Annotated in this window: 10 protein-coding genes; 6 read left to right on the top strand and 4 right to left on the bottom strand. The window is 67.1% G+C overall.

Translation table 11 applies throughout. From position 1 onward, the window contains the following. Nucleotides 1-154: 154 nt before the first annotated feature. The 3 genes from ACTU6V_RS01010 to ACTU6V_RS01000 all read left to right on the top strand — a co-directional run bounded on the left by ACTU6V_RS01010 (nt 155) and on the right by ACTU6V_RS01000 (nt 3,579). The gene (locus tag ACTU6V_RS01010; RefSeq protein ID WP_443469697.1) at nt 155-685 is read left to right on the top strand and encodes a nucleoside deaminase; all 531 of its coding nucleotides are present in this window, start codon (nt 155-157) and stop codon (nt 683-685) included. Between the two features lie 52 nt (nt 686-737). Next, nucleotides 738-2,201 (top strand): NCS2 family permease, encoded by a 1,464-nt coding sequence (locus ACTU6V_RS01005; protein WP_443469696.1) that lies wholly within the window; start codon nt 738-740, stop codon nt 2,199-2,201. A gap of 205 nt (nt 2,202-2,406) precedes the next feature. Then, entirely contained in the window at nt 2,407-3,579 is a 1,173-nt protein-coding gene (locus tag ACTU6V_RS01000) for an MFS transporter (protein ID WP_443469695.1), read from the top strand. A 164-nt stretch (nt 3,580-3,743) separates the two neighbouring features. On the opposite strand, the gene xdhC is transcribed toward ACTU6V_RS01000, so the two are convergent. From xdhC to ACTU6V_RS00980, 4 genes are all read right to left on the bottom strand, one after another. Then, nucleotides 3,744-4,553 (bottom strand): xanthine dehydrogenase accessory protein XdhC, encoded by an 810-nt coding sequence (gene xdhC, locus ACTU6V_RS00995; RefSeq protein ID WP_443474683.1) that lies wholly within the window; start codon nt 4,551-4,553, stop codon nt 3,744-3,746. A gap of 8 nt (nt 4,554-4,561) precedes the next feature. Then, nucleotides 4,562-6,928 (bottom strand): xanthine dehydrogenase molybdopterin binding subunit, encoded by a 2,367-nt coding sequence (xdhB, locus tag ACTU6V_RS00990; protein WP_443469693.1) that lies wholly within the window; start codon nt 6,926-6,928, stop codon nt 4,562-4,564. After that, nucleotides 6,925-8,391, bottom strand: a complete 1,467-nt coding sequence (locus tag ACTU6V_RS00985; protein ID WP_443474682.1) for a xanthine dehydrogenase small subunit — start codon at nt 8,389-8,391, stop codon at nt 6,925-6,927. The genes xdhB and ACTU6V_RS00985 overlap by 4 nt, the downstream gene beginning before the upstream one ends. 257 nt (nt 8,392-8,648) lie before the next feature. Continuing rightward, complete coding sequence (locus ACTU6V_RS00980) at nt 8,649-9,401, bottom strand: IclR family transcriptional regulator (protein WP_443469691.1); 753 nt, start codon at nt 9,399-9,401, stop codon at nt 8,649-8,651. A gap of 163 nt (nt 9,402-9,564) precedes the next feature. On the opposite strand from ACTU6V_RS00980, the gene ACTU6V_RS00975 reads away from it, so the two are divergent. The 3 genes from ACTU6V_RS00975 to ACTU6V_RS00965 all read left to right on the top strand — a co-directional run bounded on the left by ACTU6V_RS00975 (nt 9,565) and on the right by ACTU6V_RS00965 (nt 13,825). Further along, on the top strand, nt 9,565-10,806 hold the full coding sequence (locus tag ACTU6V_RS00975; protein ID WP_443474681.1) for a metal-dependent hydrolase family protein: 1,242 nt from the start codon (nt 9,565-9,567) through the stop codon (nt 10,804-10,806). Between the two features lie 122 nt (nt 10,807-10,928). Continuing rightward, nucleotides 10,929-12,578 (top strand): malate synthase A, encoded by a 1,650-nt coding sequence (gene aceB / locus ACTU6V_RS00970; RefSeq protein ID WP_443474680.1) that lies wholly within the window; start codon nt 10,929-10,931, stop codon nt 12,576-12,578. Continuing rightward, a complete protein-coding gene (locus ACTU6V_RS00965; protein WP_443474679.1) occupies nt 12,575-13,825 on the top strand; it encodes a DUF6986 family protein in 1,251 nt (416 codons plus the stop codon). Before aceB ends, ACTU6V_RS00965 begins: the two co-directional genes overlap by 4 nt. Nucleotides 13,826-13,832: the final 7 nt, after the last annotated feature.

Here is a 13,832-nt window from a genome sequence, read left to right as displayed (position 1 = left end):
GGTAGCGCGAGAGCGATTCTCGCACCGTGGAAGAGTTATTCCGAAAAATCTGGACGTGCGCACTCATCGCTGTTATCGTCGTTCACGCCGACGACGCCTCATGAAGGTGCACGCTATCGGCCTGTGAACACCGAGATGAAGCAAGGAAGCTCCCATGGACGCCACCGGAATCACGACATCCCCGTACGTCGCGCAGGGTGACACCGAACCCGCAGCCGCACAGTACCTCGCCCACGCCATCGAGCTCGCCACGGAGAATGTGCGCAACGACGGCGGACCATTCGGGGCCGTGGTCGTCTCCGCGGACGGCCAGGTCTTCGAGGGAGTGAATCGCGTCACCGCGGATCTTGACCCCTCCGCGCACGCCGAGGTATCGGCGATCCGCAACGCGTGCACGCAGCTGGGAACGTTCGACCTCAGCGGTGCCGTGCTGTACACCAGTTGCGAACCGTGCCCGATGTGCTTGGCGACGTCGCTGTGGGCGCGGGTGGACCGCGTCTACTTCGCAGCCAACCGCCACGACGCCGCCGACGCCGGGTTCGATGACGCTCTCTTCTATCGCTACTTCGAAGGTGACGACACCGACCGGACCATCATGCCGGTCGCACAGGAGACGCTGCCGCCGGTGCAGCGCATCGCACCGTTCACCGAATGGACGACGCTCTCCACGCGCACAGAGTACTGACACCGCAGCGACTTCGATCGCACAGCATCCCTCAGAGCAGGAGAGAACAACGATGTCTCAGACCGCCGCCGTCCGCGAAGATGCGGACACCCCTGACCCCGCCATGAAACTCAGCAGAATCGACCGCTTCTTCGAGATCACCAAGCGGGGATCGACGATCTCCCGCGAACTCCGAGGCGGAATCGTCACCTTCGTCACGATGGCCTACATCGTGATCCTCAACCCGCTCATCCTCGGCGGTGTCGCCGACGTCGAGAACTTCGCCCTCGACGGCGCGCAGATCGGCGCTGCGACGGGCCTCACCGCCGGTGTCATCACCATTCTTTTCGGCCTCGTCGCCAAGATGCCGTTCGCGCTCGCCGCAGGCCTCGGCATCAACTCCTTCCTCGCAGTGGCCGTCGTCGGCAGCGTCACCTGGCCGGAGGCGATGGGCCTGGTGATCATCAACGGCATCATCATCGTTCTGCTGGGAGCGACCGGAGCGCGCACCGCGATCTTCCGTGCGATTCCGCAGCCGTTGAAGGCCGCGATCACGGTCGGCATCGGCCTGTTCATCGCCTTCATCGGGTTCGTGGACTCCGGCTTCGTCAACCGCACCCCTGGTGGCCCTCCCGTGCAGCTCGGCGACGGTGGGTCGATCGCCTCCGTGCCCACCCTGATCTTCCTGTTCGCCCTGCTGCTGATCGGCGTCCTCGTCGCCCGCAAGGTTCCCGGCGCCATCCTGATCGGAATCGTCGCCTCCACGATCCTCGCGATCATCACGCAGGCGATGCTCCAGCTCGGATCGAGTGCAGACGGTCCCGGCGGCTGGCACATGACGATTCCAGAGCTGCCGTCGGCGATTCTCACCATTCCCGACTTCGGTTTGGTTGGCCAGTTCGATCTGTTCGGAGCGTTCGGCCGCATCGGCATCCTGTCGGCGACCATGCTCGTGTTCACTCTCGTGTTCACAAACTTCTTCGACGCCATGGGCACCATGACGGGCCTGGCGAAGAACGCCGGTCTCGCGCACAAAGACGGCACATTCCCCCGCCTGCGCTCGGCGTTCGTCGTCGAGGGCCTCGGAGCGGTCGCGGGTGGCGCCACCTCATCGTCGTCGGCGACCGTCTACGTCGACAGCGCCGCCGGCATCGGTGAGGGGGCGCGGACGGGCCTGGCCTCGCTCACCGTCGGCGTGCTGTTCCTGCTGTCGATGTTCTTCACGCCGCTGACGCTGACCGTGCCGATCGAAGTCGGCTCTGCTGCGCTGGTCGTGGTCGGTGCGATGATGATGGCGCAGATCAAGGAGATCAACTTCTCGAAGTTCTCTGTGGCGCTTCCTGCCTTCCTCACGATCGTCACGATGCCGCTGACCTACTCGATCGCGAACGGCATCGGCATCGGGTTCGTCTCGTGGGCGCTCATCAACGCACTGTCCGGACGGGCACGCAAGGTGCACTGGCTGCTGTGGGTCGTCGCCGCCGGCTTCGCGCTGTACTTCGTGCGCGGACCGATCGAGGCCCTGCTCGCGGGATAGCCTCACCGTCATCCCACGTGCCCGGCACCACCTCGTGCGGCGCCGGGCACGCGTGCGCTACGGCGTCACTTCATTCGAGCGGACGGGAGAAGGGTTTCCCCGATTCGTTGGTGTGCGGAGTCGGGAAAACCTTCTCGCATCGCGTTGGATGCCGACGATGAGGTTGCGGCAGGCCGACGATTGCGTCGGATGAAAGGATGGAATGATGCAGCAGCAGAACTCGATATGGCGTGAGCCGGGCATTCCCGCCCTCATTGGCATGGTCGTGGCCGGGTTCTCCGGATACGCGCTGCTCATGCCCGTCGCGCCGCTGTGGGCCGCGCGCGGGGGAGCGGATGAGGCTGGAGTCGGTGCAGTGACCGGCGTCTTCATGCTCTTCACCGTGCTGGTGCAGCTGTTCGTTCCCGCGGCGATACGCCGATTCGGTTGGACGCCTGTTCTCGTCATCGGGCTGATCCTGCTCGGTGCGCCCTCACTCGCGCACATTCTGTCCGACGCACTGCTGCCGATCCTCGCGCTCGCTGCCGTGCGCGGAGCGGGTTTCGCCGTGCTGACGGTGTGCGGCAGCAGTGCCGTCGCCGAGCTTGTCGATCCCGCACGCCGTGGCCGGGCGATCGGAGCCTTCGGTCTGGGGATCGCGGCGCCCCAGGTGCTGCTGCTTCCCGCCGCCCCCTGGATCGCCGAGCACCTGGGTGCTGCAGTCGTGTTCGCGCTCGCGACGATCCCGCTGGTCGGCATCGTCTTCGCCGTGCCGCTTGGTCGACGACTCGACGCCCTGCCGCCGCATCCGGAACCCGAACACGCCAGGCACGGTGTGCGGCGTTACCTCGGCCTGCTGCCGCCGATGCTCGTGCTGCTCGGCGTCACCCTCGCAGGCGGCGCACTCATCACGTTCGTGCCTCAGTTCGGCGTCTCGGCGCTCGATGCAATGGTGGGACTGCTCCTGCTGACAGGCCTTGCGGCACTGGCGCGTTGGGGTGTGGGGCATCTCGCAGACCGCGTCGGAGCACGCCGCATCCTCTGGCCGTTCGTCGTCACGGCGACCGCGGGCATGGCAGTGATCGCCTGGTCGGTGGCGGCGGAGGAGCGCACCGCCGCCCTGCTTCTCGGTATGGCGCTGGTCGGCATCGCGTACGGAGCACTGCAGAACCTCACGCTCGGCGTCGCGTTCGAGGCTGTGCCGCGACGCGATCACGTCGTCGCGAGCGCTGCCTGGAACATCGGCTTCGACGCGGGTACCGGACTCGGCGCGGTCGTGGTCGGGGCACTGGCGTCGGCGTTCGCGTTCCCGCCCGCGTTGCTGTTCGCGGCGGCGCTGTCGCTCCTGACCTTGCCGCTGGCGCTTATCGGACTGCGCGGTCGGAGACCTGTCTCGTAGCCCCGCAGCCCACCGCGCACGCTCCGCGGCGGGCACGCCCCTCGAAGGGATAGGAGAAGGATTTCGGTGCCAGGGTGGCGACGGCACCCGCGAAACCCTTCTCGCATCGGTGCGGCGCGGCGCGCGCGTGCGGCGCGGCGCGCGCGTGCGGCGCGGCGCGCGCGTCAGTCCTCGGCTGCGGCCTCGCCGATCAGCTGCAGGATGCGCGCAGCCACGCTGACGGCGATCACCGCGGGTTGCTTGCCGGTGACCTCAGGGACCCCGATCGGCGTGGTGACTCTGCCGAGAGCATCCTCGTTCTGGCCGAGCTCACCGAGCTTCTTGCGGAACCGGGTCCATTTCGATGCCGAGCCGATCAGGCCGATCGATCCGAGCCCCTCGGTGCGCAGTGCCTGGTCGACGATCGCGAGATCTTCGACGTGATCGTGCGTCATCACGAGCACGTGTGCGCCTTCCGGAAGATCAACCAGCGCCGACTCAGGCACGGGTGCGTGCACGGTATGCACTCGGGCCAGAGCGTCGTCGAGGACCGACAGTCGCGCGGGCATGAGCATCTCGGCGCGCGAGTCGACGAGATAGAGGTCGATCTCGTGACGCGAGAGGATGCGAGCGAGTTCGAGACCGACGTGTCCGATGCCGAACACAGCGACCGATGGCACGACCCTGACCGGTTCCAGCAGCATGGTGACCTCTCCTCCGCAGCACTGCACGCCGTACTCGACCGTCGCCTTGTCACTCAAGGTGAGCGTGAGAAGCGAGGGCTCCTCGGCACCGAAAGCGATGAGCTCGCGCGCTTTCTGCGTCGCCGTCGCCTCGAGGTTGCCGCCGCCGACGGTGCCGAACGCGGCATTCGCCGACACGACCATCTTGGCGCCGCCGTTGCGCGGCGAATGCCCGCGCACGGTGACCATGGTCACCAGTACGGCGGCGGTGCGCTCGGTGCGCAACCGCTGCAGGGCATCGAGCCAGTCCACGTCGTGCCTCAGCGAGCCGGGGCGAGTTCGCGTTCGGGAACACCAGCGGATGCCGCGGCCTGGGCAGCCTGAACCGCCCAGAACACCGCCTCCGGCGTCGCCGGCGAACCGAGCTCGACCACGTGACCTGCGGGCGCGAACGCAGCTACGGCCTCGCGAAGAGCCTCACGGGCGCTGAACGCGAGCATGAACGGCGGCTCGCCGACGGCCTTCGAACCGTACACCGCGCCGTCTTCACGGGCGTTCTCGTAGAGGCGGACGTTGAACTCCTCGGGCATCTCCGAGAAGCTCGGCAGCTTGTAGGTCGAGGCCGACTGGGTCTGCAGGCGTCCGCGGTTCGGGCCGTCCGATACATCCCAGCGCAGTTCTTCGAGCGTCAGCCAGCCGAGCCCCTGCACGTACGCGCCCTCGATCTGCCCGATGTCAAGCATGGGCGAGAGCGAGTCGCCGACGTCGTGGATGATGTCGACGCGACGCACTCGGTACGCTCCGGTGAACTCGTCGACCTCGACCTCGCTGGCCGCGCACCCGTACGCGAAGTACTTGAAAGGGGAGCCCTGCATGATCTCGGGATTCCAGTGCAATCCCTCGGTGCGGTAATAGCCCGCGGCGAACAGCTGCACGCGCTGCAGGTAGGCGGCCTCGGCCACCTCCGCGAACGTCATCGACTGCGGGCTGCCGAGCGCCGTCACGAGCCCGCCAGAGAAGCGCACATCTCGCCCGTCGACGTTCAGCAGACGTCCGGCCACTGCCGCCATCCGCTCGCGAATCTGCTCGCACGCGTTCTTCACTGCGCCGCCGTTGAGGTCGGCGCCCGAAGACGCGGCGGTCGCCGACGTGTTCGGCACCTTGTCGGTGCGGGTGGGAGCGAGACGCACCTGGTGCAGTTCGAGCCCGAGCGCGGTCGCCGCGACCTGCAGCATCTTCGTGTGCAGGCCCTGACCCATCTCGGTGCCGCCGTGGTTGACGAGCACCGAGCCATCCTTGTAGACGTGCACGAGGGCACCGGCCTGGTTGAAGGCGGCGAAGTTGAAGGAGATGCCGAACTTGACCGGCGTCATCGCCAGCGCCCGTTTGACGTGCGCGCTGCTCTCGTTGAATGCGGCGATCTCGGCCCGGCGCACATCGAAGTCCGATTCGTCGCGGAGCTGATTCCAGATGGAGCCAAGGCGATCGGCATCCTTCACGAGCTGTCCGTATGGGGTCGACTGACCGGGCTGGTAGAAGTTCTTCTCGCGCAGCTGCATCGGGTCGATCCCGAGTGCGAGGGCGACCCGGCCGAGAATGTCCTCGATGAGGAACACGCCCTGGGGTCCGCCGAATCCGCGGAACGCCGTGTTCGACGCCTTGTTCGTCTTCGCGATGCGGCCGAGCGCGTGCACGTTCGGGATCCAGTACGAGTTGTCCAGGTGGCACAGGGCCCGCCCGAGGACGGGCTCGGAGAGATCGAGGCTCCACCCGCCGTCGCAGGTGAGCACGGCATCCAGCGCCTGCAGGTGACCCGCGTCATCCAGACCGACCTTCCACTCGATTCGGAACGGGTGGCGCTTGCCGGTCATCGTGATGTCCTGCGTGCGGTTCAGGCGCAGGCGCACGGGGCGTCCAGTGAGCGTGGCGCCGAGCGCGGCGATCGCCGCGAACCCGTGCGACTGCATCTCCTTGCCGCCGAACCCGCCGCCCATGCGCAGCGACTGCACGGTGACCTCGTTGGAGGGGATGTTCAGCACGTGAGCGACGATCTCCTGCGCCTCGGACGGATGCTGCGTGGAGCACTGCACGAAGTACTGGCCCTCGGAGTCGCGCAGCGCGAGCGATGCCTGCGTCTCGAGGTAGAAATGCTCCTGTCCGCCGAACTCCGTCACGCCCTCGAAGACGTGCGTCGCCGACGAAAGAGCGGATGCCGCATCTCCGCGCTGCACCGTGCGGGCGGTGCCCTGGAAGGAGCCGGCATCGACGGCATCCTGCACTGTGATCAGCGAGGGGAGCGGTTCGTATTCGACCGTCACGGCGGCAGCTCCCAGACGTGCGGCCTCCTGCGTCTCACCGAGCACCCAGACGAGAGCGTGTCCGTAGTACATCGCCTCATCGGGGAACAGCGGCTCGTCGTGCTTGATACCGGCGTCGTTGACTCCTGGAACGTCGGCGGCGGTGAGCACGCGGACGACCCCGGGCACCCCGTAGGCACCGGTGACGTCGACGCGCACCTTCGCGTGTGCGTTGGTCGACTGCACTGGCCAGGCGGTCAGGACGCCCATCGTGGAGCCTGCGAGGTCGTCGGTGTACATCGCGGCGCCCGTGACGTGCAGTGCTGCACTCTCGTGCACCGCGCGCGTGCCGACGACGGGGTTCTGGGGACGGTCGGCGAGCGCGCTCATGCCGAGACCTCCTTCGATTCGATGACGGTGGTGCTGTAGAGCTTCAACAGCGAGGTGCCGAGCATGTGCGAGCGGTAGTCCGCGCTCGCGCGGTGGTCCGACATCGGCGTGCCTTCGGCGCGCAGGATCTCGGATGCCCGCTTGATGGTCTGGATGCTCCAGGGCTGACCGATCAGCGCCTCCTCGGTCGCGAGGGCGCGCAGCGGTGTGGCGGCGACGCCGCCGAGGCCGATTTTCGCAGCGGTGACCGTGCCGCCGGAGATGTCGAGGGCGAAACCGATCGCGACGCTGGAGATGTCGTCGAATCGTCGCTTCGCGATCTTGTGGAACGCGGTCGTCGTCGCCAACGGCAGGGGAATGCGGATGGCGCGGATGAGCTCGTCTTTCGCGCGCACCGTCTGCCGGTAGCCGGTGAAGTACTCCGACAGTTCGACTTCGCGCTCGCCGCGGACGGATGCCAGCACGAGGCGTGCACCGAGCGCGAGAAGCGCGGGCGGGGTGTCCCCGATGGGGGAGCCCGTGCCGAGGTTGCCGCCGATGGTGCCGCGGTTGCGGATCAGCCGCGAGGCGAACTGCGGGAACAGCTGGGCGAGCAGCGGAACGCGGCCGGCGAGGCGCCGTTCGATCTCAGAGAGGGGGAGTGCTGCGCCGATCTCGATGACATCGTCAGTCTCGGTGAGGGTGCGGAGCTCTTCGAGCTGCTCGATCGCCACGACGAACGGCGCGCGCGAGCCGCGGATATTCACCTCGACGCCCCAGTCGGTGGATCCGGCGACGAGCAGCGCATCGGGCTCGTCCTGCAGCAGTTGCAGGGTGCCGGCGAGTGTCTGCGGGCGGACGAAGCGGGCGCCGTCGACGGTGGTGTCGGTGGACACCGTCGCGGGAGCCGGCTGATCCATGCGCTGGCGCATCGGGTCATCCTCGGTGGGGGAGCCGAGCGTGTAGGCGGCATCCCGAATCGGACGATAGCCGGTGCAACGGCAGAGGTTTCCGCTCAGCGCATGCAGGTCGAAACCGTTCGGACCGTGCTCGGCGTCGTGCAGGGGACACTCCTCATCAGCGCCCTCTTCCGTCGCTTCGCGACCGTCACGGTAGTACTCGCCGGCCATGCTGCAGGCGAAGCCCGGCGTGCAGTACCCGCACTGCGATCCCCCGGCCTCGGCGAGCTTCTCCTGGACGGGATGCAGCGCCTCGGGGCTGCCCAGCCCTTCAGCCGTGATGATCTCCTGACCGTTAAGGGCGTACACCGGCACCAGGCACGAATTCACCGAGGTCCACGCGGTGCCGCCATCGGGCGTCGGTGCCGCAAGGAGCACGGCACACGCGCCGCATTCGCCCTCGGCGCATCCTTCTTTCGCTCCGGCGAGTCCGGTGTCGCGCAGCCAGTCCAGCGCGGTGGTATGGGTCGGGGTGCCCGAGAGAGGGCGGCTGTTCCCGTTTACGTTGACGGCGATGTCATTCATAGGTAGATCTCCTCAGATCCGGCGTTGCTGCGGGAGCGAACGCCGATCCGAATTCGATGATGCGAGTCTAGGCGCCCGGCGATGCCGGTTGGGGCAAAAGCGCACACCCCACCACTTCCGGTATCCGGAAATACTATTTCTATCTATGGAAACAATAGGCCGACTGCTGGGCGCGGTCAAGAGGTCGCGAGTTTGCCTGCCGTAACTCGTGGCGTGGCAGAAATCCCTCGAACCGGGCAGGGGCCGTGCGGCCTCGGTCAGGCGCCGGCGGCGGCGGAGATCTCCGCAGTGATCTCCTGGAGCACGGGAAGGGCGCGCTCGCCGAAGTCTCCGGAGACGCGGGCGACCGGCCCGGAGACCGAGACGGCGGTGGGGATGGACATGCCGGGGACGCTCACCGCGAAGCAGCGGACGCCGATCTCCTGCTCGTTGTCGTCGATCGCATAGCCGCGCTTGCGGGTCTCTGCCAGGTCGGCGAGCAGGGCGTCGATGCTGGTGATGGTGTGCTCGGTGCTCGCCGGCATCCCGGTGCGCCCGATGACCTCGCGCACTTTGGCGTCATCCATGTCGGCCAGCATCGCCTTGCCGACGCTGGTGGAGTGCAGGCTCGAACGTCGCCCCACCTCGGTGAACATGCGCATCGCGTGCGGCGAAGGCGCCTGCGAGATGTAAACGACTCGATCACCGTCGATCGTGGCCAGGTTCGCGGTCTCGCCGAGGCGCTCGACGAGTTCCTTCAGCTGCGGCATCGCGATCTGCCCGAACTTGCGGTTGGCGACTTCGCCGAGGCGGACGAGCCGTGGGCCGAGTGCGTAGCGGCGATTTTGCAGCTGACGCGCGTATCCCCGCGAGACGAGTGTGCGCAACAGGCGGTGGATGGTCGGCAGCGGCAGGTCGGCGGCCGCGGACAACTCGCTGAGAGTCACGTCGCCCCCAGCATCCGCGATCAATTCGAGTAGATCGAAGACGCGTGTGACGGACTTCACTCCGTCCGTGGTCCCTGCGGCCATTCCCATACCTTCCCCACGTGATTGAACTTAGTTATCCGCATCGCGGAAATATTCATTCGTCAGGGTAGCCCATCGCGCAGATCAACGGCCTCAGTAGTCTCCTCGGAGCGGACGTACCACTAGGTTGAGGGGACATGTCAACTTCGGGGGGAAAGCGGTAACCATGACTACGACAATCCTTCACAATGCTCAGCTCATCGATGGCACGGGGGGCGACCCCGTCGCGGACGCTGTGGTCGTCATCGACGACGGCAAGATCACGTGGGTGGGCGCAGCTGCCGACGCCCCGGCGATCGATGACTCCAAGGATCCCGTCAAGGTCGATCTCGGAGGGAATACGATCACCCCGGGCTTCTTCGACGTGCACGTGCACCTCTCGCTCCCCGGCCCCAGCGGTGGCTCGCCGATGCAGGAGGGGATGGTTGCGCCATCCTTCCGGTACTTCGAGCTGATCGGGCGTCTGAAGACAACTCTCGCAGCGGGCGTCACGACGGTCCGCGACCTCATGGGCGTCGATGCGGGCGTGCGCACCGCCGTCGAATACGGCATCATCGAGGGGCCGCGACTGCTGGTAGCAGACCGGATGCTCAGCCAGACCGGCGGGCACGCCGACTGGCATCTGAAGTCGGGCATTGATGGCACGACCCTCGTGGGTGGCGACCTGGTCGACTCGGTCGACGAGGCCCGTAAGGCAGCACGCGTGCTGCTGCGCGAGCATGTCGACGTCATCAAGATCGCGTCCAGCGGTGGTGTCACCTCGATGAGCGACGAACCGGGCTGGCTGGGCTTCCGCACCGACATGGTCGCCGCTGTCGTCGAAGAGGGCAAGGCTTACGGTGGTGTTCCGGTCGCCGCACACGCGATCGGGTACGAAGGCATCCGCGCTGCGGTCGAGGGCGGCGTGCACAGCGTCGAGCACGGCTATGAGCTCGACGATGAACTGCGTCAGCAGATGGTCAAGAACGGTCAGTTCCTCGTCCCCACCCTGCTGGAGACGATTCACCCCGACACGGCCACTCCGCAGGCGGCGGCGAAGAGCGCGAAATGGCACGCGATGGCGCATGAGTCGATCGCCAAGTCGGTTGCGGCCGGCATCAAGATCGCGGTCGGCACTGACGCGGGGCTCGTTCCCGATCACGGTGCGAACCTCGGCGAGCTCCCGCTCCTCGTGCAGTACGGCGGGATGACCCCGATGCAGGCGATCGTGGCGGGCACGAAGACGTCCGCCGAGTGCTGCGGCGTGGATGACATCCTCGGTACCGTTGAGGCCGGCAAGATCGCCGACATCGTCGTGGTGGCCGGTGACCCGCTCAAGGACATCTCCGCGGTCGCCGACAACGACAAGATCCTGCTCGTGATGAAGCAGGGGCGCGCAGCGGTCAACCGGGGCGCCTTCTCCATCTGAGTGAATTCCAAAGGGGTGCCCGTCTGCGGACGGGCACCCCTTTTGTGAACTCCATGATGCGCGAGTGCGATGGTTTCCGTATAGTGGACTTCAGAATCCAGGATGCGAAAGGATCCTCTTCAATGACGAAAGACACTTCAGACGCTTCTATCCGGGTCACCCGAGCGCCGCTCATCGAGGGCGCCGATGACATTCTCAGCGCCGAGGCGCTGGATTTCGTCGCCAGCCTGCACCGTGCCTTCGACGAGCGCCGCCACGAACTGCTGACCGCGCGCACCGAGCGTCGCGACAAGATCGCCGCAGGCGGCACTCTCGACTTCCTCCCCAAAACTGTAGAAGTCCGCGCCGCCGATTGGCAGGTCGCGCCCGCGCCGACTGCGCTTCACGACCGCCGCGTCGAGATCACCGGCCCTGCCGCTCCGCCGAAGATGGCCATCAACGCCCTGAACTCGCAGGCGAAGGTATGGCTCGCCGACCTCGAGGATGCGGCTGGTCCCACCTGGGAGAACGTCGTCGCCGGAATCCAGAACCTGCGCGATGCCGCCCGCGGCACCCTCTCGTACACCTCGCCGGCCGGCAAAGCCTACGCACTTCGCACCGACGTTCAGCGCCCGACCGTCGTCACTCGCCCTCGCGGTCTGCACCTCGCTGAGCGTCATGTCATCGTCGATGGCCGAGAGGCATCCGGCGCGCTCGTCGACTTCGGCCTGCACTTCTTCCACACCGCTCGCCAGCTCATCGCCAACGGCCACGGTCCTTACTACTACCTGCCCAAGCTCGAGAGCCATCGCGAAGCCCGGTTGTGGAACGACATCTTCATCCACGCGCAGGATACCCTCAGCATCCCCCACGGAACGATCCGCGCGACCGTCCTCATCGAGACGATCCCCGCGGCGTTCGAGATGGACGAGATCCTCTACGAACTGCGTGACCACGCTTCCGGCCTTAATGCCGGGCGGTGGGACTACCTCTTCAGCCTGATCAAGGTGTTCCGCGACCGGGGCGTGGAGTTCGTCATTCCGGATCGCGCCGATGTCGCGATGACGGCTCCGTTCATGCGCGCGTACACCGAGTTGCTCGTGCAGACCTGTCACCGCCGTGGTGCGTTCGCGATCGGCGGCATGGCAGCGTTCGTCCCCAACCGCCACGACCCGGAGGCCACCGCGGCCGCCTTCGACAAGGTCCGCGCGGACAAGAGTCGCGAGGCGGGCGACGGCTTCGACGGATCGTGGGTTGCGCACCCCGACCTCGTGCCGATCTGCCGGGAGGTGTTCGATGCCGTGCTCGGCGACCGCCCGAACCAGATCGACCGGCAGCGTCCGGAAGTCTCGATCACTGCCGCGGACCTCCTGGATGTGGCATCGGCTCCCGGCCGCGTCACTGAGGCGGGGCTGCGCAACAACCTCGCCGTGGCGGTGCAGTACGTGGCGGTGTGGCTGTCGGGGAACGGCGCCGTCGCGATCAACAACCTCATGGAAGATGCCGCGACCGCCGAGATCTCGCGCTCGCAGGTGTGGCAGCAGCTGCGCAACAGCGTCGTGCTCGTCGACACCGGCAACACTGTCACCCCAGAGCTCGTCGAGCGCGTGCTCGCCGAAGAGGTCGCGGCGCTGCGCGAGAGTGTGGATGCGGCGACTTTCGTCGCCTACTACGCACCCGCTGCCGCACTCATCGCACGCCTGTGCCTCGATGAGGAGTACGTCGACTTCCTCACGCTCCCCGCATACGATCTGATCGTGGAGCCGGATGCTGACACTGAGGTCGCTGCGTGAGCGCGGCGCTGACCGACGCCGATCGCGCGGGGATCGCGTCCCGCCTGGCCGGCACCGACGAGCTGCTCGAGCGCGCGTACCCCGGCGACGACGGATCGCGGCAGCCGGTGCACACTGTGTACGTGCCCGCCGACACGTTCACTCCTGATCTCGCGGCTCGGTGGGGTGAGGCGGCGCTCGCCGCGGCATCCTCCGCAGGTGGGCTGGAGACACTCGCCGAGCGCGTGGGCATTCGCGACGACGTGATCGCGTCGGTCGCTTCGCGCGTCGCCGCGAAACTCGAGAGCGAACCGATCGAGGACCTGCGTCTCGACTTCGAGGACGGATACGGCGACCGCGGTGCGACAGAGGATCAGGATGCCGCGGCCGCAGCCGAGCGCGTTCATGAGGCCGTCACCGCGGGGACGGCTCCGCCCTTCATCGGCATCCGATTCAAGTGCTTCGAACAGTCCACGCGCGAGCGTGGGCTGCGCACACTCGACCTGTTCCTCGGAACGCTGATGGACCTGGGCGGACTGCCGGACGGGCTCGCCCTGACGCTGCCGAAGGTGTCGACCGTTGCGCAGGTCGAGGCGATGGCCGAGGTCGCCTCGCTCCTCGAGCGGGCGCATGGGCTGGATGCCGGACGCATCCGCTTCGAGGTGCAGGTCGAGACGCCGCAGCTGGTGCTCGGCGCTGAGGGGTTCTCGCCGTTGGCGCAGCTGCCACTCGCGGCTCCCGGACGCATCACGAGCCTGCACTACGGCACGTACGACTACAGCGCCTCGCTCGGTATCGCCGCCGCATACCAGTCGATGGAGCATCCGGCAGCCGATCTCGCCAAACAGGTCATGCAGCTGGCGGTGGCCGGCACCGGCATCCGCCTCTCGGACGGGTCGACGAACATCCTCCCCATCGGCGACAGCGCCGACGAGGCGTGGGCGCTGCACGCACGCCTGGTGCGCCGGTCGCTCGAGCGCGGGTTCTTCCAGGGGTGGGACCTGCACGCGCACCAGCTGCCCACTCGCTACCTGGCCACCTACGCGTTCTACCGCGAGGGGTTCGAGGCTGCCGCTGCACGTCTGTACGCCTACCTCTCGAAGACGCCCGGTGCGGTGCTCGACGAGCCCGCGACTGCCCGCGCGCTGGCGTGGTTCGTGCTGCGCGGCGTGCAGTGCGGAGCGATCGGTGAGGACGAGCTCCTCGTGACGGTGGGGATCGACGTTCCGGCGCTGACTGTGCTCGCGCATCCGCAGCTTGCTGCCTGACTATAGA

It is taken from the genome of Microbacterium zouquanmingi (assembly GCF_052266675.1).
Taxonomy (GTDB): Bacteria; Actinomycetota; Actinomycetes; order Actinomycetales; family Microbacteriaceae; genus Microbacterium.
The sequence above is the reverse complement of the archived record's forward strand: the minus strand, read 5'-3'. Positions and strand labels throughout refer to the sequence as shown.